At 67.5% G+C, this 17,898-nt stretch carries 14 protein-coding genes; 7 read left to right on the top strand and 7 right to left on the bottom strand.

The features are described 5' to 3' along the window. From AAGA11_06050 to def, 5 genes are read right to left on the bottom strand one after another with little or no spacing between them, the layout of a single operon-like run. Complete coding sequence (locus tag AAGA11_06050; GenBank protein ID MEM9602403.1) at window positions 1–2,160, bottom strand: ATP-binding protein; 2,160 nt, start codon at window positions 2,158–2,160, stop codon at window positions 1–3. After that, window positions 2,145–2,738 carry a DUF4390 domain-containing protein gene (locus AAGA11_06045; protein ID MEM9602402.1) on the bottom strand — a complete coding sequence of 198 codons (594 nt, stop codon included), beginning with the start codon at window positions 2,736–2,738 and terminating at the stop codon, window positions 2,145–2,147. Before AAGA11_06045 ends, AAGA11_06050 begins: the two co-directional genes overlap by 16 nt. Further along, window positions 2,731–4,059, bottom strand: coding sequence for a 16S rRNA (cytosine(967)-C(5))-methyltransferase RsmB (gene rsmB, locus AAGA11_06040; protein ID MEM9602401.1), 1,329 nt, complete (start codon window positions 4,057–4,059; stop codon window positions 2,731–2,733). Before rsmB ends, AAGA11_06045 begins: the two co-directional genes overlap by 8 nt. Continuing rightward, on the bottom strand, window positions 4,056–4,988 hold the full coding sequence (fmt, locus tag AAGA11_06035) for a methionyl-tRNA formyltransferase (GenBank protein ID MEM9602400.1): 933 nt from the start codon (window positions 4,986–4,988) through the stop codon (window positions 4,056–4,058). Before fmt ends, rsmB begins: the two co-directional genes overlap by 4 nt. 4 nt (window positions 4,989–4,992) lie before the next feature. Next, window positions 4,993–5,496 carry a peptide deformylase gene (def, locus tag AAGA11_06030; GenBank protein ID MEM9602399.1) on the bottom strand — a complete coding sequence of 168 codons (504 nt, stop codon included), beginning with the start codon at window positions 5,494–5,496 and terminating at the stop codon, window positions 4,993–4,995. Between the two features lie 159 nt (window positions 5,497–5,655). Between def and AAGA11_06025 the strand changes: the two genes are divergently transcribed. The 4 genes from AAGA11_06025 (at window position 5,656) to AAGA11_06010 (ending at window position 11,348) form a co-directional block, all read left to right on the top strand. Further along, window positions 5,656–6,861 carry a LysM peptidoglycan-binding domain-containing protein gene (locus AAGA11_06025; GenBank protein MEM9602398.1) on the top strand — a complete coding sequence of 402 codons (1,206 nt, stop codon included), beginning with the start codon at window positions 5,656–5,658 and terminating at the stop codon, window positions 6,859–6,861. Window positions 6,862–6,961: 100 nt separating this feature from the next. Further along, entirely contained in the window at window positions 6,962–8,113 is a 1,152-nt protein-coding gene (gene dprA / locus AAGA11_06020) for a DNA-processing protein DprA (protein ID MEM9602397.1), read from the top strand. A 195-nt stretch (window positions 8,114–8,308) separates the two neighbouring features. Beyond that, complete coding sequence (locus tag AAGA11_06015; GenBank protein ID MEM9602396.1) at window positions 8,309–10,798, top strand: DNA topoisomerase I; 2,490 nt, start codon at window positions 8,309–8,311, stop codon at window positions 10,796–10,798. Then, window positions 10,785–11,348 (top strand): Sua5/YciO/YrdC/YwlC family protein, encoded by a 564-nt coding sequence (locus tag AAGA11_06010; GenBank protein ID MEM9602395.1) that lies wholly within the window; start codon window positions 10,785–10,787, stop codon window positions 11,346–11,348. The genes AAGA11_06015 and AAGA11_06010 overlap by 14 nt, the downstream gene beginning before the upstream one ends. An 11-nt stretch (window positions 11,349–11,359) precedes the next feature. On the opposite strand, the gene AAGA11_06005 is transcribed toward AAGA11_06010, so the two are convergent. Together AAGA11_06005 and AAGA11_06000 are read right to left on the bottom strand one after the other, a co-directional pair. Continuing rightward, window positions 11,360–12,337, bottom strand: coding sequence for an alpha/beta fold hydrolase (locus tag AAGA11_06005; protein ID MEM9602394.1), 978 nt, complete (start codon window positions 12,335–12,337; stop codon window positions 11,360–11,362). A 40-nt stretch (window positions 12,338–12,377) separates the two neighbouring features. Further along, window positions 12,378–13,508 carry an alanine--glyoxylate aminotransferase family protein gene (locus AAGA11_06000; GenBank protein MEM9602393.1) on the bottom strand — a complete coding sequence of 377 codons (1,131 nt, stop codon included), beginning with the start codon at window positions 13,506–13,508 and terminating at the stop codon, window positions 12,378–12,380. Between the two features lie 116 nt (window positions 13,509–13,624). Between AAGA11_06000 and hemF the strand changes: the two genes are divergently transcribed. The 3 genes from hemF (at window position 13,625) to AAGA11_05985 (ending at window position 17,866) form a co-directional block, all read left to right on the top strand. Next, complete coding sequence (gene hemF, locus AAGA11_05995; protein MEM9602392.1) at window positions 13,625–14,548, top strand: oxygen-dependent coproporphyrinogen oxidase; 924 nt, start codon at window positions 13,625–13,627, stop codon at window positions 14,546–14,548. Window positions 14,549–14,715: 167 nt separating this feature from the next. Further along, entirely contained in the window at window positions 14,716–16,425 is a 1,710-nt protein-coding gene (locus AAGA11_05990; GenBank protein ID MEM9602391.1) for an alginate lyase family protein, read from the top strand. 85 nt (window positions 16,426–16,510) lie between these two features. After that, window positions 16,511–17,866: an MATE family efflux transporter gene (locus tag AAGA11_05985; GenBank protein ID MEM9602390.1), complete on the top strand. Its 1,356-nt coding sequence runs from the start codon at window positions 16,511–16,513 to the stop codon at window positions 17,864–17,866. Window positions 17,867–17,898: the final 32 nt, after the last annotated feature.

Below are 17,898 nucleotides of genomic sequence, written 5' to 3'. Positions count from 1 at the left end.
TCATCCTGCCAACACCGGAAAGCGCACCGTGATCACGGCGCCGCCGCCCTCGGCATTCCCCAAGTCGATGTCACCGTCGTGCTCGGTGACAATTTGTTTCACAATTGCCAAGCCTAGCCCCGTTCCGCGGACTTTGCCTGTCACATAAGGCTCGAAGATCCGGTCGATGCGACCGAGATCGAAGCCCGGCCCGCGGTCGCGGATCCGCAACTCCACCGACCGACCGGCGTCGGTGCTCTCTAGCCAGATATCGACGCGTGCAAACGGTTGCCCTTCCTGGGCTTCCAGCGCGTTCTTGACCAGGTTGTGCAACAACTGGCGCAACCGCCCCTCGTCGCCGTTGATCGCCGGCAAACCGTCCGCGCAGCTGAGCTTGATATCACGCCCGGACGGCAGGCCGCGGTAGAGTTCGACCACATCACCCAGGAGCACCGACAAGTCGACGTCCGTGAATTGCAAGGCCGGTGTATCGGCGTACTCGGCGAAGGCCTTCACCATCGACTTCATGCTCTCCACCTGTTCGACAATCGTGCGCGTCGCGCGGTCGAGCACGCGCGCGTCGTCTCCGAGTGTCTCGAGATAGCGGTGCCTGAGCCGTTCCGCAGAGAGTTGAATCGGCGTGAGCGGGTTCTTGATCTCGTGAGCAAGGCGACGGGCCACCTCACTCCAGGCCGCATCGCGTTCGGCACGCACGATAGGTGAGATGTCGTCGACAACCAGCACATGACCGCCGCCGGCCACGTCCATCTTCGCACCGCGACACACCAGGGTGCGCGTACCGCGTGCCGTCGGCAGGTCGACGTTCTCTTGCCAGGTCGGTTCACCGACGGCGAGGTGAGGCAGGGCGACGCGCGCCAGCGACGCGTAGGCGCCGCTCCCGGACACTGCGTCGCGCATGGTCATGCCGATGATTTCGTCCGGATCCTGCCCCAACATCGCAGCCCCGGCATCGTTGATCGTGCGCGGCCGCGCCTGATCATCAAGCGTCAACACCCCCGTGGAAATTCGTCCAACCACCGCCTGCAGGTAGGCCCGCTGTTGCTCGACCTCGGCCTGACTGCTGTCGGCCTGGTCACGCGCACTTTGCAACTGCGATACCATCTGGTTGAAGGAATTCACGAGAAACCCGAGTTCGTCACGCCCACCCGGCGGCAAGCGCTGACTGAAGTCACCCTGGCTCACGGCAAGCGTACCCTCCGCCAGGTTGTGCACCGGCCGCATCAGTGAGCGGGCCAGGCGAAACGCGATCCAGATCGCCGCCAGCACAGAAAGCGCGAGAATCAGACTCAGGGTCGCGACAAAGCTGAATTTCAGCGGCTCGCGCATGAACGTGAGCTGCTGGTACCGCTGAAAGGTCGACTGCACCTCCTCGCCCAGTTGGCGGCGCCGCTCATCGAGCGCAAAGCGCGCCTCGAGCAGAAACGCCGAGCGCAATTGGCGATTGTCCGACAGAGGCGTCAGCACACGAATCGACAAGCCGTCCTGCTCGTGCTCCTCAATCTCCACCAGCGTCTCGCCGGACAGGACCTGGGCCACCACCGGGGCCGCCAGGCTGTTGGTGGGAAAGCCGAAACCGTCACTGACCGACACCTCGAGCTCGCCCTGACGCCCTCGCAGGTTGAGCTCGCGCGCGTTGAAGGCCCCGAGCGCGCCGCTCATGGCCGGCACCAGAACATCCGATTCGAGGTCCGCCAGGCGCGAGGCAATCTGGTTCGCGCGCCGCTGAATCTCGCGGATCTCGTCGCCGACCGACTCGCGGCTCAGCACCAGCGCACTGTCGAGCGCCTGCTCAACCTGGACGTTGAACCAGCTGTCGATACCCGACCGCAGAAAGCGCACGGAGAACACGTAGATGATGGTCACGGGAATCAGGGCTGTCAGTGTCAGCAGGATGACCAGACGCACCGTGAGCCGGGAGCCGGCGACGCCCGAGCGCAAGTCGCCGAACAGCCGCCAGGCGTTGACGGCGACCATCCAGAACACCACGAGGGTCAGCAAGGCGTCGATGACCAGCAGGTAATCGTTGACGCGACCGAAGCGCTCCATGTTGTCGGCGCTGTTGCCGAGCAGGTAGAGCGAGAGCAATACCGCGGCAAACACCGCCACCATCAGCCAGGTGCCGGTGTCGCCCTCGCGCGCGATCTTCACCGGAGTGGCCACGTCTGCTCACCGTTCTTCAGGGTCCACGCCCGCGAGAAATACGCCTGCGTTCGCAGGGGTGACGGCAGCGCGTCGAGGTCGAGCTGCACCCGCATGACACCGTAGTAGCGGCCGGGCCGGCTGAGCTGGTCGTCGGGAATCAGCACCACGTCGCGCAGCTGCGCCACGGCGTCGAGCGCGGTGTCGAGGTCGGGGAAGCTGGCGCGCTGGCCCGAGTTGAGTCGCTCGAGCCGGTAACTGCGTGTCAGGTCCTGGTAGCTGAGACGGACCGGGATCTGGTACCGGCGCAGGGTCAGGTCGGGCCAGAAGCTGCGTTGTCGGATGACGTCGATTTCGACATCGAATTCAAGTGCCACCCCACTTTGCAGCGCCGCCCGGGTGAGCCCGCTGAGCCGCACGCTCACGTCACTCTCGAGCATGACGTCGCCGTCGATCACGTAGGAGACCAGCGAGCGGTACTCCACGCGCCCCTCGTCGGCGCGCGCGGACCCCGCCAGGAGCAGGAACGCCAACGCACAGGCACACAGCCAGGGCCAGTGTCCGGGTGTCGAAGTGCGGCGGCGGCGCAGGTTAGTCATGGTGCGCAGTCTGAACCGGGCTGCGGTGCATGAGCGCATAATAAAAGCCGTCGCACCCCATTTCACCCGGGAATATCTGCCAACCCGGTCCGGACACGCGGCCCACAGGCAATTCGAGCGTGGCCGGCACCGCGTCCACCGTGCGGTCGAGGAAGCGTTCGACCTGCTCGTCGTTCTCGCGCCGCACGGTCGAACAGGTCGCGTACAGCAACCTGCCGCCGGGTTTCAGCAGCGGCCACAGCGCGTCGAGCAACCGCGCCTGCACCGCGGCCAGCGCCTCGATGTCGGTGGGCCGACGCAACACCTTGATATCGGGATGTCGCCGGACCACACCGAGGCCGCTGCAAGGCGCATCGAGCAGCACGCCGTCAAAGGGCACGCCGTCCCACCACTGCGCAGGTTCGCTCGCGTCGGCCGCCTGCACCGTGACGCCCTCGCAGCCGAGCCGTCGCACGGTGTCCGAGACCCGCGCCAGGCGGGCAGACGACGCGTCGAGCGCCGTCAGGGCCAGTGCCTCCCCGCCCAGTTCGAGCAGGTGACCCGTCTTGCCACCGGGCGCCGCGCAGGCGTCCAGCACCCGCTCGCCGGCGCGCGGCGCGAGCAGCTGGGCCGCGAATTGCGCCGCGCTGTCCTGCACCGAGCAGGCGCCGTGCTCGAAATACGGCAGTTCAGCCACGTCGACCGGCGAAGCGAGCACGAGGTCGCTGGCACCTGGGCCCGGTGTCGCCACCAGCCCCTGCGCCGCGAGACGCGCGCGGTAGGCGTCCCGGTCGTCTGTCGCCGCGACCCGCAGCGTCATCGGCGCGCGCGCGTTGTTGGCTTCCGCGATTGCGTGAACCGACGCCGGCCAATCCCGTTCGAGCGTCGCGTACAACCAGGCCGGGTGCGCGGCGGCGGCGGCCGGGTCGCTGTCGACCGCCGCAAGCAGCGACACGCGCTCGCGCAGAAAGCGCCGCAAAACGGCGTTGACCAGACCGCGCAAAGGCGCGTGGCCGAGCGCCCCGGTGAGCCGGACGGCGTCGTCGACGACCGCGTGTGGCGCGCCGTCGACGTACTCGAGCTCGGTCAGGGCCAGCAGCACAACGCTGCCGACCCGCCGGTCACGCCGTCGCAGCGGCCGGCTCAGCAGCCGTCGGATGACCGCATCGAGGCGTGGTTGCCAGCGACACCCCGCGTACACCAGAGCGCGGCACCGGCGTCGTGCGGCGCCCGCGAGTTCACCGTCGGGCAAAGCGGACTCGAGTGACCGCCCCTCGCGCAACACGGCATCGAGCGCCAGACAGGCGTGCTGGCGAACCGGATCGGGCGCGTGTGTGTTCACGCCAGCGTGTGACCGAGCAGCGATCGACCGTTGACAAACTCCGCCGCGCTGAGCTGACGCTTGCCGGGCAACTGCAACCGGGTGATCGCCAACACACCCTCACCGGTTTGCACCACCACGCCGTCGGCGTCCTCGGCGAGCACGGCGCCCGGCGCGCCCGGTGGCAATGCCCCCTGCGCGCGCGCGCGCGCCAGCCAGACGCGGATCACCCCGTCCGGCCCGGAGCACTGCGCGACCGGCCAGGCGTTGAAGGCCATGACCTGGCGCGCGACGGCGTCAGCCGGGTCGCGCCAGTCGATGCGGGCCTCGCCCTTTTCCAGTTTGTGCGCGTAGGTCGCCCTGCTGTCGTCCTGGGCCTCGGGTGTCCGCGCACCGGCGGCGATCTCAGGCAACGTCTCGACCAGCAGCGCGGCACCGGCCTCGGCCAGTGTGTCGTGCAGCGCTGTGGCCGTTTCCCGACCGTCGAGGGGACAGCGCCAGCGCGACCAGACCGGCCCGGTGTCGAGCCCCGCTTCCATCTGCATGACGCAGACGCCCGACTCCGTATCGCCGGCGAGGATGGCACGCTGGATCGGCGCCGCCCCGCGCCAGCGCGGCAACAGAGACGCGTGCACATTGACGCAGCCGAACGCCGGCGTGTCGAGAATCGTGCGCGGCAGCAGCAGGCCGTAGGCCACGACCACCATGATCTCGGGGTTCAGCTCGGCCAAGGCCGCCTGCGCCTCAGGGCCCTTGACCGAGGGCGGTTGAAAGACCGCCACACCTGCGTCCAGCGCGGCCTGCTTGACCGGACTGGCGCGCGGCGCACGACCCCGCCCCGCCGGGCGGTCCGGCTGGGTGTAGCAGCCGACGAGTTCGTGCCCGGCCGCCCGCAACGCGTCGAAGGTCGGGACGGCGAAATCCGGTGTCCCGGCGAAGACGACCCGCACGCGCTCAGCGCCCGCCGCGCTGCTGCTTTTCCATCTTCTTGACGATGCGGTTGCGCTTCAGCGGCGAGAGGTAGTCGAGAAAGAGCTTGCCGTCGAGGTGATCGATCTCGTGCTGGATGCACGCCGCGAGGAGCCCGTCTGCGGTGCGTTCAAAGCGCGCGCCGGTGCGGTCCAGGGCGCTGACCGTGACCTGCGCCGAGCGGCTGACGTCCTCGAAAATACCCGGAATCGACAAGCACCCCTCCTGCATTTGCGCCTCGCCATCGCGTGCGACGATTTCGGGGTTGATCAGCACCATGGCATCAGACTTGTCTTCGGAGAGGTCGATGACCACAACCCGTTTGTGCACGTTCACCTGGGTGGCGGCCAGGCCGATGCCCGGCGCGTCGTACATGGTCTCGAGCATGTCGTCCGTCAACTGCCTGACGACGTCATCCACATCGGACACCGGCCGCGCCGTTTTCCGCAACCGCGGATCGGGAACCACAAGGATGTCGAGAAGCGCCATGAGACTACCAATTTGAGGGAACGCGCGATTCAGGCATCGCATTTGCGAGGGTTTCGAGCAGCAAACGCACCTGGACCCCGCACGGTCAGCCTGTCAGCCGTGCATTGTATCGCGCACAGGGCGCTGCATACATCCAACACGCAGGATTAGAAACGACGCATGGCCACTTTCACGCACCCGCAGGTCTCCGCGACACGCCGCAGACTGCGCCTCACTCTCGCAGCCGCCTCGATTGCCGCCGTGTTCAGCCTCAGCGGTTGCGCGTTGTGGGAAACCGCCCCCGCCGACGAGCCCATCGCGGAGCTGCCCAGCGCCGAGGACATTGCGATCGTCGTCGCGCCGACCACGGAGTCGGATGTCCCGCGCACCGCCGCACTCAAGCGCAACCCGGATGAGGTCGTGCTGCGCGAAGACGCGCCGGACACCTATACGGTGCAGAAACACGACACGCTGTGGGACATCGCAGCCCATTTTCTCGAGGACGCCTACACCTGGCCCGAGATCTGGCACCAGAACCCGCAGATTGCCGACCCCCACCTGATTTTCCCGGGCGACAAGATCGGGCTGCGCATGGTCGACGGCAAACCCGTGCTGTCGATACACCGCGGCAAGCGTGGCAAGACGATTCTGCAGCCCCGCGTCCGCGAAGCCGAACTCGAGCAGGCCGTGCCGGTGATCGCCGCCGACGTGCTGAAGAACTTCGACGCCAAGCCGCGGGTGGTGAGCAAGCAAACCCTCGACGCGGCGCCGTACGTGCTGGCCAACACCCAGGGCCGCGTGATCAGTGCCGCACCGGATTCGATCTACGTGCGCGGCATCACCGACGAGTCGGAATCGATCTACCACGTACTGCGTCCCAACAAGCCGTTGATCGACCCCGACACCAACGAAATCCTCGGCTACGAGGCCCTGCACACCGGCGAAGCCCAGGTGCAGTACTTCGGCGACCCGAGCACGTTGCAGCTGATCAAGACCGGCCGCGAGGTGCTGCGCGGCGACCGCCTGACCAAGTACGAAGGGGACGCGACCTACCGCGACCTCAAGCCGATTCTGGTCAAGGGCAACATGCGAGGCACCATCATCTCGCTGGTCGACGCGCTCTCGAAAGCGGGTCAGTACCAGGTTGTGGTGTTCAACCGCGGCGCACAGGACGGGCTCCAGGCCGGCAGCATGGTCGAGCTCATGGGCCGCGAGCGCAAGATGCTCGACAAGACCCTGAACCCTAGGACGCCGGACCGCGTGACTCTGCCGAGCCAGCGCAAGGGTGTCGCGATCGTGTTCCAGTCCTTCGATTGGGTCAGCTACGCGATGATCCTCGAGGCGCAGATGCCGATCGACCTGTACGACTCGTTCCAGGGTTTCTGAACCGAACCGCATCGCGCGTGCAACACGGCCCGCACCCGCGGGCCGTGAGCGTTTGGGCAGCGCGTGCGGCGGCGGCTTCGACCGGCCGTATACTCGTGTCATGACGCCTGAACTCGCCGCTGTCGCGCTGCACCGCCTGCCGGGCCACAGTGCCCACGACAAACACGCACTGGTGCACCAGCTCGGCGGACTCGACCGCCTTGCCGGGGCCGACGACCGCACGTTGATCGCCGCCGGGTTTCCGGCGGGCGACGTCGTGGCCTGGCGCGCACTCGCCGCGTCCGAGTGTGCGGCGGACACCGACTGGGCCAAGGCGTCCGACTGCCACCTGCTGAGTTGCGAACACCCGGCCTACCCACGGGGCCTCTCCGCACTCGACGACGCGCCGCTCGTGCTCTGGGCACGGGGTGACCTCGACCTGCTCGCCCCACCGAAGATCGCCGTCGTCGGCAGCCGCAACCCGAGTCGGGGCGGCGAGGAAAACGCCCGTTCGTTCGCCGCAGACCTCGCAGTACGCGGGCTCGTGGTGGTCAGCGGCCTCGCCGCGGGCATCGACGCCGCGGCGCACCGGGGCGCACTCGACGCCGGCGGCATGACCCTGGCCGTGGTCGGCACCGGGGCCGACCGCGTGTACCCCGCAGCCAACCGCGCACTGGCCCACGACATCGCCCAACAGGGCGTGCTGATCAGCGAATTTCCACTCGGCACCGCGCCAAGGCCGCACCATTTTCCGCGTCGCAACCGTCTTATCAGTGCGGTTTCGCTGGGCGTTCTGGTGGTCGAGGCAGCGGTGCGCAGCGGCTCACTGATCACGGCCCGCCAGGCGGGCGAGCAGGGTCGATCCGTCATGGCCATCCCGGGCTCGATCCACAACCCGATGGCGCGTGGCTGCCACCGCTTGATTCGCGAGGGTGCGAAGCTGGTCGAGTGCAGCGCCGACGTACTCGAGGACATCGGCCCGGCACTCGCGGCCAGCTCCGGACACCTCACACCCGGTGCAGACGCCGAGCGCGTCACCTCGAACGCGGACGCCGAACCGGCCGGCACCGCGCTGCCAGACGCGCACCGACACCTGTTGCACTGCCTCGGACACGACACGCTCAGCGTCGACACGCTGGTCACCCGCACGGGGGACTCGGTTGCGAACGTGTCATCGATGCTGCTGCTGCTCGAACTCGGCGGGCACGTGTGCCGCGAGAAAGATGGGCGCTTCAGCCGCCAAAACGCCGCCGTCGGCACGATTGACGCTTGACTCAGACCGCGGATTCACCTGCCTCAGACACAGGGATCGTGGACGGCTCGGCACTCCCACCGGTATGCTCCGCCGGCATCTGCCCCGTGTTTGTCGCCGCGCCAAACACCTTGGATCGCGCTGCAACGGCCCCATACACCGGGCACACAAACGATTACACCGGGGCCGAGTACCGCGCCCCACACCGGAAAGAGCATGAGCAAAAGCCTCGTCATCGTTGAGTCACCTGCCAAGGGCAAGACGATCAAGAAGTACCTCGGCAACGACTACGAGGTGCTCGCGTCCTATGGCCACGTGCGTGACCTGGTGCCCAAGGAAGGCGCGGTGGATCCGGACGCCGACTTCCGCATGCGCTACCAGACCATCGAGGACAAGGAAAAGCACATCCAGGCCATCGCAAAGCTGCTGAAGAAGTCCGACCACCTGCTGCTCGCGACTGACCCGGACCGCGAAGGCGAGGCCATCAGTTGGCACCTTGTCGAGGAGTTGCGCGAACGCGGTCTGCTCGAGGGCATCGCGCCACCCAAGCGCGTGGTGTTCTACCAGATCACCAAAGCAGCGGTGCGCGAAGCGGTGGCACAGCCGCGCGAAATCAGTTTCGATCTCGTCAACGCGCAGCAGGCGCGGCGCGCGCTCGACTACCTGGTCGGTTTCAACCTGTCGCCGCTGCTGTGGAAGAAGATTCGCCGCGGTCTGTCGGCCGGTCGGGTGCAGAGCCCCGCGCTGCGCATGATCTGCGAGCGCGAAGACGAGATCGAGGCCTTCGTGGCGCAGGAGTACTGGTCGGTCGAAGCCGCCGTGCACAACGAAAAAGGGGCGTTCGGCGCGCGCCTGCACACCCTCGAGGGCGAGCGCGTCAAGCAGTTCACGATCACCGATGGCGAGCGCGCCCAATCGGTCAAGGATGCGATCAACGCCGCCGCCAGCGGCACACTGACCGTGGCCAAGGTCGAGAAGAAACAACGCAAGCGCAACCCGGCGCCGCCTTTCACCACCTCGACCATGCAACAGGAGGCGGTGCGCAAACTCGGCTTCTCGGCCAGCCGCTCGATGCGCGTCGCACAGCAGCTGTACGAGGGCATCGACATCGGCGGTGAAGTCACCGGCCTGATCACCTACATGCGAACCGACTCGGTGAACCTCGCCAACGAGGCGGTGGCCGAAATCCGCGGGTACATCGCCGAGCGCTACGGCGACGACAACGTGCCCGAGACGCCGAACGTCTACAAGACCAAGAGCAAGAACGCCCAGGAGGCGCACGAGGCCATCCGGCCGACCAACGCGACGCGCACGCCCGAAGAGCTCAAGAGCGTGTTGCAGCCCGATCAGCTCAAGCTCTACACCATTATCTGGCGCCGGACCGTGGCCAGCCAGATGATTTACGCCACGCTCGATCAGGTGTCGGTCGACCTCGCGGCCGACGCTCGGAACAGCTTCCGCGCGAGCGGCTCCACCATCCGCCACCCGGGTTTCATGGCGGTCTACATGGAGGGCACCGATGACGCCAAGTCGGACGACGAAGACGAAAAGCGTCTGCCGCCGATGACCGAGGGCGAGACGGTGTCGCTCGACGACATCAAACTCGGCCAGCACTTCACCGAGCCGCCACCGCGCTACTCGGAGGCGAGCCTGGTGAAGGCGCTCGAGGAACACGGCATCGGCCGGCCCTCGACCTACGCCGCCATCATCAGCACCTTGCAGCACCGCGATTACGTCGAGATGGATGGCCGCCGGTTCATCCCGACCGACGTCGGTCGGGTCGTGCACCGGTTCCTCGCCAAGCATTTCACCCGCTACGTCGACTACGACTTCACCGCCAACCTCGAGGACGAGCTCGATGCGGTGTCGCGCGGGGAGAAGGACTGGGTGCCGCTGATGCGCGATTTCTGGCACCCGTTCATCCGGCAGGTGAACGAAAAGGAAGAGACCGTCTCACGGGACGAAGCGGTGCAGGCGCGCGAGCTCGGCACCGACCCCAAGACCGGCAAACCGATCAGCGTGCGCATTGGGCGCTACGGCGCGTTCGTGCAGATCGGCACCCGCGACGACGAGGAGAAGCCGACCTTCGCTGGCCTGAAACCCGGCCAGAAGATGGACTCGATCACGCTCGAGGACGCGCTCAAGCTGTTCGACCTGCCGCGGCACTTCGGCGAGGGCGACGACAAGATTTCGGTGGCGATCGGCCGCTTCGGCCCGTACGTGAAGTTTCATTGCAGCGACGACGACAAGGTGAAGTACGCCTCGATCAAGGAAGACGATCCGTACACCATCACCGAGGCGCGCGCCCGCGAACTGGTCGCCGAGAAGCAGGAGACCGACCGCAACCGCGTGATCAAGAAGTTCGAGGGCACAGACATCCAGTTGCTGAACGGCCGCTGGGGCCCGTACCTCAGTGACGGGGTGAAGAACGCCAAGCTGCCCAAAGAGCTCAAGGAGGACCTCGTTGCCCTCAAGGCCATGGACCTCGCCACCGCCGAGAAGATGATCGCCGAGGCGCCGGAGAAACGCGGCAAGAAGGTCGCGGCGAAGAAGGTCGCTGCCAAGGCGCCGGCGAAGAAAACCGCGGCGAAGAAGAAGGCGACCGCCAAGAAGAAAGCCGGGGCAAAGAAGAAAACCGCTGCAAAGAAAGTCGCTTCGAAGAAGGTCGCTGCGGCGAGCAAATCCGAGGGCGATGTCGGCTCCTGACGCCCTGCCCCGCGTCGACGTGGCCGAAGCGGCGCGCATCGTGCGTGCCAGTGGTGTCATCGCCTACCCCACCGAGGCGGTTTTCGGCCTCGGTTGTGACCCGGCGAACACAGACGCCCTGCGCCGCGTCCTCGCAACCAAAACGCGCGCTGAGGACAAGGGGCTGATCCTCGTTGCGGGTGTTGCCGAACACCTGGACGCGTGGATTGCCCCGCTCGACGCACGCGCCCGTGCGCTCGTCGAGCCGACGTGGCCCGGCCACACCACGTGGGTGGTGCCAGCGCGTCCTACCGCTGTCGGTTTGGTCACCGGCGGCCGGGACACCCTTGCGGTCCGCGTGTCCGCACACCCGACCGTCCGCGCGCTCTGTGACGTGCTGGGCCATGCCCTGGTGTCGACCAGTGCCAACCGCAGTGGCGAACCCGCGATCCGCGACGACGCCGAGCTTGATGCGCTCGAAGGTGTCGACGCGGTGGTCGCGGGCGAGCTCGGCGGCGCCGCCGCGCCAAGTGCCATTTACCGGCTCGCCGACGGCGTCCGCTTGCGCTGAGCCCGGGTCGGTCAGAGATCCAACGCGTCCGCGAGCCACGCACGCGTGGCAGCCACCAAGGGTGCGGTCAACGTGGGGCTCAGGATGTCACCCGCAATCACGTGGGCGTATTCGTCGTTCGGCGGCGGAACATCGACGGCGTGCACGCGGGCCTCACCGCCCCACCGGGCGACGACGCTGCGGGTCACCTTGGCGTCGACAACCTGGTCCGCGTCACTGAAGACGAAGAACGCCGGCACCGTGATCGCGCCAAAATCGACCTCGGATGTCGCCTGCACCGTGGCCGCCATCGGCAACAACGCCACGTTCGGGTAGCGGGTGGTCCAGAACCGACCATGCTCGGGGTTTCGCGGCGCCCACTCGCGCGTGTCGCCGACGAGCAAGGGCACCAACTGACGCGCGAACGGCGCGGTCAACAGGGCCGAACCGGCGGCTTTGACCCGGTAGTTCGGCGAGATCAGAACCGTCGCATCGATGCGCCCGAAGGCGGGATCGGCCGCCGCCAGGGTCGCCAGCGTGCCACCGGTCGAGGTGCCGATCACCACCACCCGATCGCCGATCGCGCGCCCCACGGCCAGCGCCTCGGCGGTGTCGTCGATCCAATCCTGCACCCGCGCCGTGGCCATCGCATCGCCGTCGCGTCCGTGCCCGGTCAGGCGGGTAAAGTGCAGGTTCGCGCCGAGCGCGGCGGCGAGGTTGTCGGCAAACGGGCGCGTCTCGGCGGACGTGGCCGAGTAGCCGTGCAGGTAGACAATCGCCAGCGGCGTCCTCGCGCGCGTAGCGGGGTCGGCCCAGACGATTTCCTTCGCAACGCCCTCGCGGATGCCGGCGACCGCGGCTTCCTGTTCGGCAAGCCAGGTCTCGATGTCGGTCGGTGGCGTATCGAAGGGCAACGCGGGCGAGAGCCCGACGGGCTCGCGCGGCCCGACGTGCCAGAGCACAGCCAAGGTGAGTGCGAACACGCCCAGACAGCTCAGCGCGAAACGCATCGCACCCCTCCGTCGCGGTGTACCGGCTGCGGCTCGCAGATCACGCGGCGACGCGGTCAAGCGCAGCCGCGAAGCGATCGACCGCGCCGTCGACATCGACAAGCTTGTCGAGCCCGAACAGGCCAATGCGAAACGACAGGTAGTCCGATCGCTCGCCGACTTGCAACGGCACCCCGGCGGCGATCTGCACGCCGGCGCGCGCAAAGGCGCTGCCGTTGTGCCAGTCCGGCTGGTCGGTGAAGCACACGACCACCCCAGGCGCCTCGAAACCGGGCGCCGCGACGCTGGCGACGCCCCGGCTCGCGAGGATGTCGCGCACGCCACGGCCGAGTGCGAATTGCCGGTCGCGCAGCACGTCGAGTCCCACCGCGCGTGCCTCGTGCATGGCGTCTCGCAGCGTGATCAAACCGTCGGTCGGCAGGGTCGCGTGGTAAGCGTGTCCCCCGCCGGTGTAGGCCCGCATGATCGTGAGCCATTTCTTGAGGTCTAACGCGAAGCTCGAACTGCTGGAAGCCTCGACTGCCGCCACGCCCGCTTCACCCAACATGACAAGTCCAGCACACGGTGTGGACGTCCAGCCTTTCTGGGGCGCCGAGATCAGCACGTCGATGCCGCGCGCGCGCATGTCCACCCACGCCGCACCGCTGGCGACACAATCGAGCACGAAGAGACCACCGACCGCGTGCACCGCCGACGCGACCGCTTCGAGGTAGTCGTCCGGCAACAACATGCCGGCGGAGGTTTCCACGTGCGGGGCCACGACGACGTCCGGCCGTTCGCGCGCGATCTGATCGAGCACCTCAGCGATCGGCGGCGGTGTGAACGGCGAGGTCCGCTCGTTACCGAGTTGCCGGGCGCGCAGCACGGTCTCGCTGGCGGGGATTGCGCCCATCTCGAAGATCTGAGACCACCGGTAGCTGAAGAAGCCGTTGCGGATCACGAGGCAGCGCTTGCCGGTCATGAGCTGGCGTGCCACGGACTCCATCGCGACACTGCCGCCGCCGGGCACCAGCACCGCCGTCTCAGCGGCGTAGGCCTCGACCAGCCAGGACTGGATGTCGTTCATGGCCCCTTGAAACCGCTGTGACATGTGGTTCACCGACCGGTCGGTAAACACAACGGAGTACTCCAGGAGTCCTTCGGGATCGAGATCGGGCAACAGGGAGGCCATGGCAACGCTCAGGTGATTGGGGGCAACGGGGGATGCGCATGATGCCATCAGCGCGCGGCGTTGTCGGAAAAAACTCATCCTCCACCGACGCGCCTGGTGACACGTACAATGCCCACATGTCTGAAACCCTCGATTCACGCGCGGTGCGCGACTACCTGCGTGGCTTGCAGGATACGGTGTGCAGCACACTCACTCGCCTGGACGGGACGCCGTTCCACGAGGACGACTGGGCACGCGACGCCGGCGGCGGCGGACGCTCGCGCGTGCTGAGCAGCGGCGCACTGTTCGAGCAGGCCGGTGTGAATTTCTCGCACGTCACGGGAGACACCCTGCCCCCGTCGGCGACGGCCAACCGGCCCGAGCTCGCCGGTGCGCCGTTCGAGGCCATGGGGGTTTCCCTGGTGTTGCACCCGCAAAACCCCTACGTGCCGACCAGCCACGCCAATGTGCGCTTTTTCCTCGCACACCCACGCGAGGGCGCGCCGGTGTGGTGGTTCGGGGGGGGCTTCGACCTCACGCCGTACTACGGCTTCACCGACGACTGCGTGCACTGGCACCGTACGGCACGCAACGCCTGTGCCCCGTTCGAGGATGCGGACTACGCGACGCTCAAGGCGCAGTGCGATGCGTACTTCCACCTCAAGCACCGCAATGAGCCGCGCGGCGTCGGCGGGTTGTTCTTCGACGACTACACGGCGTCGGGATTCGACACCGCGTTTGCGTTCATGCAGTCGGTCGGCGACCACTTCCTGCCCGCGTACGTGCCCATCGCCGAGCGTCGCCGGGACACACCCTACGGCGAGCGCGAACGTGATTTCCAGCTGCTGCGCCGCGGTCGCTATGTCGAGTTCAACCTGGTCTGGGACCGCGGCACGCTGTTCGGACTGCAATCCGGCGGCCGCACCGAGTCCATCCTGATGTCAATGCCGCCGGAGGTGCGCTGGCGCTACAACCGCCAGGCCGACGCGGGCTCCGAAGAAGCGCGCCTGACCGACTATTTCCTCACGAACAGGGATTGGCTGGGCGAGTTTCCGGACTGAGGCCCGCTCACCGGGCTCAAGCTGTCACCCACGGCGCCGACACGCGGGTGTGGGTGCCGCGACGCCCGAGCCGTCGTGGCGAGGCCACCGCGCACAGCCGAGCTGTCGCCCCCGGGCTGCTAGGCTCGGTGCAGCGCCGTTTGCCCGACACCGCCGAGGGGAGCCCCGTGACGCTGGAGAAACTGAGACTGCTGTGGCACGCCGTGAAGCACACGCGCCCCATCCAGCTCTGGCACCGGCTGCGGCTCACGGCCAAGCGCAAGCTGCTCGTGCGCTGGATGACGCCGGCGCGTGCCAACGCAGTCGCCTGGCACGACCCGAGCGGCGTGCCGCTGTCGCCCAACCCGGTCCAGCCAATCATGCCCGACCGACTGCACCACGTGGTCGGCTACGGCGACGCCGACGTCACCGTGCGCTTTCTCAACATCGAACGGGCCTTTGCGCTGCCCTTCGCCTGGCGCCCGGACGAGCTGCACCGCAAGAAACTGCTCTGGCTGCTGACCCTGCACTACCACGAGTTCCTCGAGGCGCTGCCCGGCCCGCTGGCGCGTGACGTCGTGCTCGATTGGATCGAGCAGGTGAAACCCTACGTTCCGAACTACTGGTTGGACACCTGGAACAGCTACACCCTCTCGTTGCGTATCGTGGTCTGGATGCAGCTGCTGGCGTCCGACCGCCTGCCGCTGGACGAGGCACAGCGCACGCGGGTGCACGGGTCACTGCTGGCCCAACTGCGCTTTCTCGAGAGCAACCTCGAGGTCGACCTGGGCGGGAACCACCTGTTGAAGAACGTCAAGGCCTTGCTCTGGGGCAGTCGCTACTTTGATGGCCCCGAAGCGGACCGGTGGCGTGCACTGGGCGAGTCGCTGCTGAAACAGGAGCTCGACGAACAGGTGCTGGCCGATGGCATGCACTACGAACTGAGCCCGACGTACCACAACCAGGTCATGGTGGACTTCCTCGAGAGCTACACCGCCTTGCACGAAGGCGAGCTGAAAACCGAGTTGGCCGCGCGGCTCGCCGACATGGCGCAGGTCACGGCCGAGTTTCATCACCCCGACGGCGGCGTGAGTCTGTTCAACGATGCAGGCCTGTATTTCGCCTACCAACCCGAGGACGTGCTCAACGCCTGGCGCGCGGTGTTTGCTGAAGAGATCGAGCCAAGCGCACTGATCGCACTGCCGAGCAGCGGCTACTACGGCCTGCGTCACGCGCGCGACCTTCTGTTGGTCGATTGCGCAGCCCTGGCACCGGATTTCCTGCCTGCACACGGCCACGGCGACGCCCTGAGTTTCGAATGGAGCATCGCCGGACAACGCGTGTTCACCGACCCGGGAGTGTTCGAGTACCAGGACGGGCCGATGCGCGCCTACTCCCGCTCGACCCCTGCGCACAGCACGGTCTCGATCGCCGAGGAGGACCAGAGTGAGTTCTGGAAATCCTTCCGCGTGGGACGCCGTGCACGCATCACCGCATGCCGTCACACCGTGACCGATCACGGCTTCACGCTGCAGGGCGCGCACGACGGCTACACCCGCCTGTCGGGCGCGCCGGTGCACGAACGCACGTTCGAGGCGACGCCAGACACCCTGACCCTGCACGACACCGTGCACGGCGGGGCGGACCAGCCGTGCACCGCCACCCTGTTTCTGCACCCGGATTGCGACGTGCATCTCGAGGACGCGACGCACGCGACGGTGTGCACCGGCGGCACGCAGGTGCGGGTCGAGTCAGAAGGGCCGATGACCGTGGAGCCCGCAACCTACCACCCCGACCACGGCCACAGCCACGACACCTTCAGGCTCCGGATCGAGCTCGGCACCGCTTCGGGCACGCTGCAGCACAGCACCCGCATCACGGTGCTTGAACGCGACTGAGCACCGCCGAGCACAGCGGGCCACGCGCGCTGGCGGCCCAGTCGACTGCTACACTTCGCGGCCCGCCACGGCGTGACCGCCCGTCATGTTCACTCAGCAATTGCGATCCGAACTCAAGCGCACGCTCGCCGTGGCGTTGCCGCTGATCGGTGCACAGATACTGCAAGTCAGCAACGGGCTCGTTGACACCCTGGTCGCCGGCCGCATCGGGTCGGAGGAACTCGCCGCCAGCGGCCTCGGTGCAGCGATGTGGTTCATCGGCCTGATCGCCTGCATCGGTTTGCTCGCGGGGCTGTCGCCGAGCATCGCCACGCTGCTTGGCGAGCGCCGCCGAAGCGAGGTCGGGGAACTCACACGCCAGGGACTGTGGTTGGCCCTTGCGTTGGGCGTCACAGTGACCGCGGCCCTGCTGGTGCTCGCCCAGGTGCTCCACCTCACCCCGCTCGACCCCCGTCTGGCGGCGCGCGTGCCGGAGTACCTGGTGCCCGCGGCGTTCAGCCTGCCAGCAGCAGCCATCGTGATCGCGGCACGCAACGTCTGCGAGGCCGACGGCCGGACCGGCGTGATGCTCTGGGCCCAGGCGATCGGCCTCGGCATCAACATCGTCGCCGACCTGGGACTGGGACTGGGTTGGTTTGGCCTGCCCGAACTCGGGTTGGCCGGCATCGGCTGGGCGACCACAGCGGTCCAGTGGAGCATGGCGGCGGTCCTGCTGTGGTGGATTGCCGGGCCGCGCATGGCGAAGTACGGCGTGTTCGCCCGCTACAGCCCGCCCGACCGACAGGCCATCGGCGCGCTGTTGTCCCTGTCGCTGCCGATCTACCTCGCCTTGCTGTTCGAGGCGGGCCTCTTCTCGGCCACGGCGATGCAGGCGGGTGCGCTAGGTGTGCTGCCCATGGGCGCACACAACATTGCGATCGGTGCGACGTCTTTTGCGTACATGTTGCCGCTCGGCTTGTCGCTCGCCCTGACCGCCCGCGTGGGCCGCGTCCACGGCCGCGGCTTCGGGCCCGCGGTGCGCTTGCGGGCTGTCGCCGGGTTTCTGTTGACTTGCGTGCTCGCCGGATTCACGGCCCTGCTGCTCTGGGCATTCCGGGACCCGATTGCCGCGCTCTACACACCCGATCCCGCGCTGCGCGCGCTCGCGGCGCAACTCCTGGTGCTCGCCGCGGTCTTTCAGTTGTCGGACGGCATGCAGGCAACCATGTTCGGGATCCTGCGCGGCTTGCACGACACGCGGGCGCCGATGCTGATCAACGCGTTCTCCTACTGGTGCGTGGCCTTCGGCCTGGGCTTCTGGCTCGCGCACGGCGTGGGGCTCGGCGTCGCCGGTCTGTGGTACGGCCTGATCATCGGGCTGACGATCAGCTCGATCGGACTCGGCCTGCGCGTCATCTGGCAGATCAGACACTATGATCGTCTGAGGCGCCCGGCCGTTTGAACGCCGCCGATGCGCACCACACGGGCCCGGCG

The sequence above is a fragment of the Pseudomonadota bacterium genome (assembly GCA_039196715.1).
In the GTDB taxonomy this organism is placed as follows: domain Bacteria; phylum Pseudomonadota; class Gammaproteobacteria; order CALCKW01; family CALCKW01; genus CALCKW01.
Note: the sequence above shows the minus strand (reverse complement) of the source record. Positions and strands in the feature narration are given on the sequence as shown.

Excerpts from the sequence above, each read along its gene's own strand:
- AAGA11_05985 (MEM9602390.1), top strand. The coding sequence starts at position 16,511 with ATGTTCACTCAGCAATTGCGATCCGAACTCAAGCGCACGCTCGCCGTG.
- AAGA11_06015 (MEM9602396.1), top strand. The coding sequence starts at position 8,309 with ATGAGCAAAAGCCTCGTCATCGTTGAGTCACCTGCCAAGGGCAAGACG.
- hemF (MEM9602392.1), top strand. The coding sequence starts at position 13,625 with ATGTCTGAAACCCTCGATTCACGCGCGGTGCGCGACTACCTGCGTGGC.
- AAGA11_06045 (MEM9602402.1), bottom strand. The coding sequence starts at position 2,738 with ATGACTAACCTGCGCCGCCGCCGCACTTCGACACCCGGACACTGGCCC.
- def (MEM9602399.1), bottom strand. The coding sequence starts at position 5,496 with ATGGCGCTTCTCGACATCCTTGTGGTTCCCGATCCGCGGTTGCGGAAA.
- AAGA11_06000 (MEM9602393.1), bottom strand. The coding sequence starts at position 13,508 with ATGGCCTCCCTGTTGCCCGATCTCGATCCCGAAGGACTCCTGGAGTAC.
- AAGA11_06010 (MEM9602395.1), top strand. The coding sequence starts at position 10,785 with ATGTCGGCTCCTGACGCCCTGCCCCGCGTCGACGTGGCCGAAGCGGCG.
- AAGA11_06005 (MEM9602394.1), bottom strand. The coding sequence starts at position 12,337 with ATGCGTTTCGCGCTGAGCTGTCTGGGCGTGTTCGCACTCACCTTGGCT.
- AAGA11_06025 (MEM9602398.1), top strand. The coding sequence starts at position 5,656 with ATGGCCACTTTCACGCACCCGCAGGTCTCCGCGACACGCCGCAGACTG.
- dprA (MEM9602397.1), top strand. The coding sequence starts at position 6,962 with ATGACGCCTGAACTCGCCGCTGTCGCGCTGCACCGCCTGCCGGGCCAC.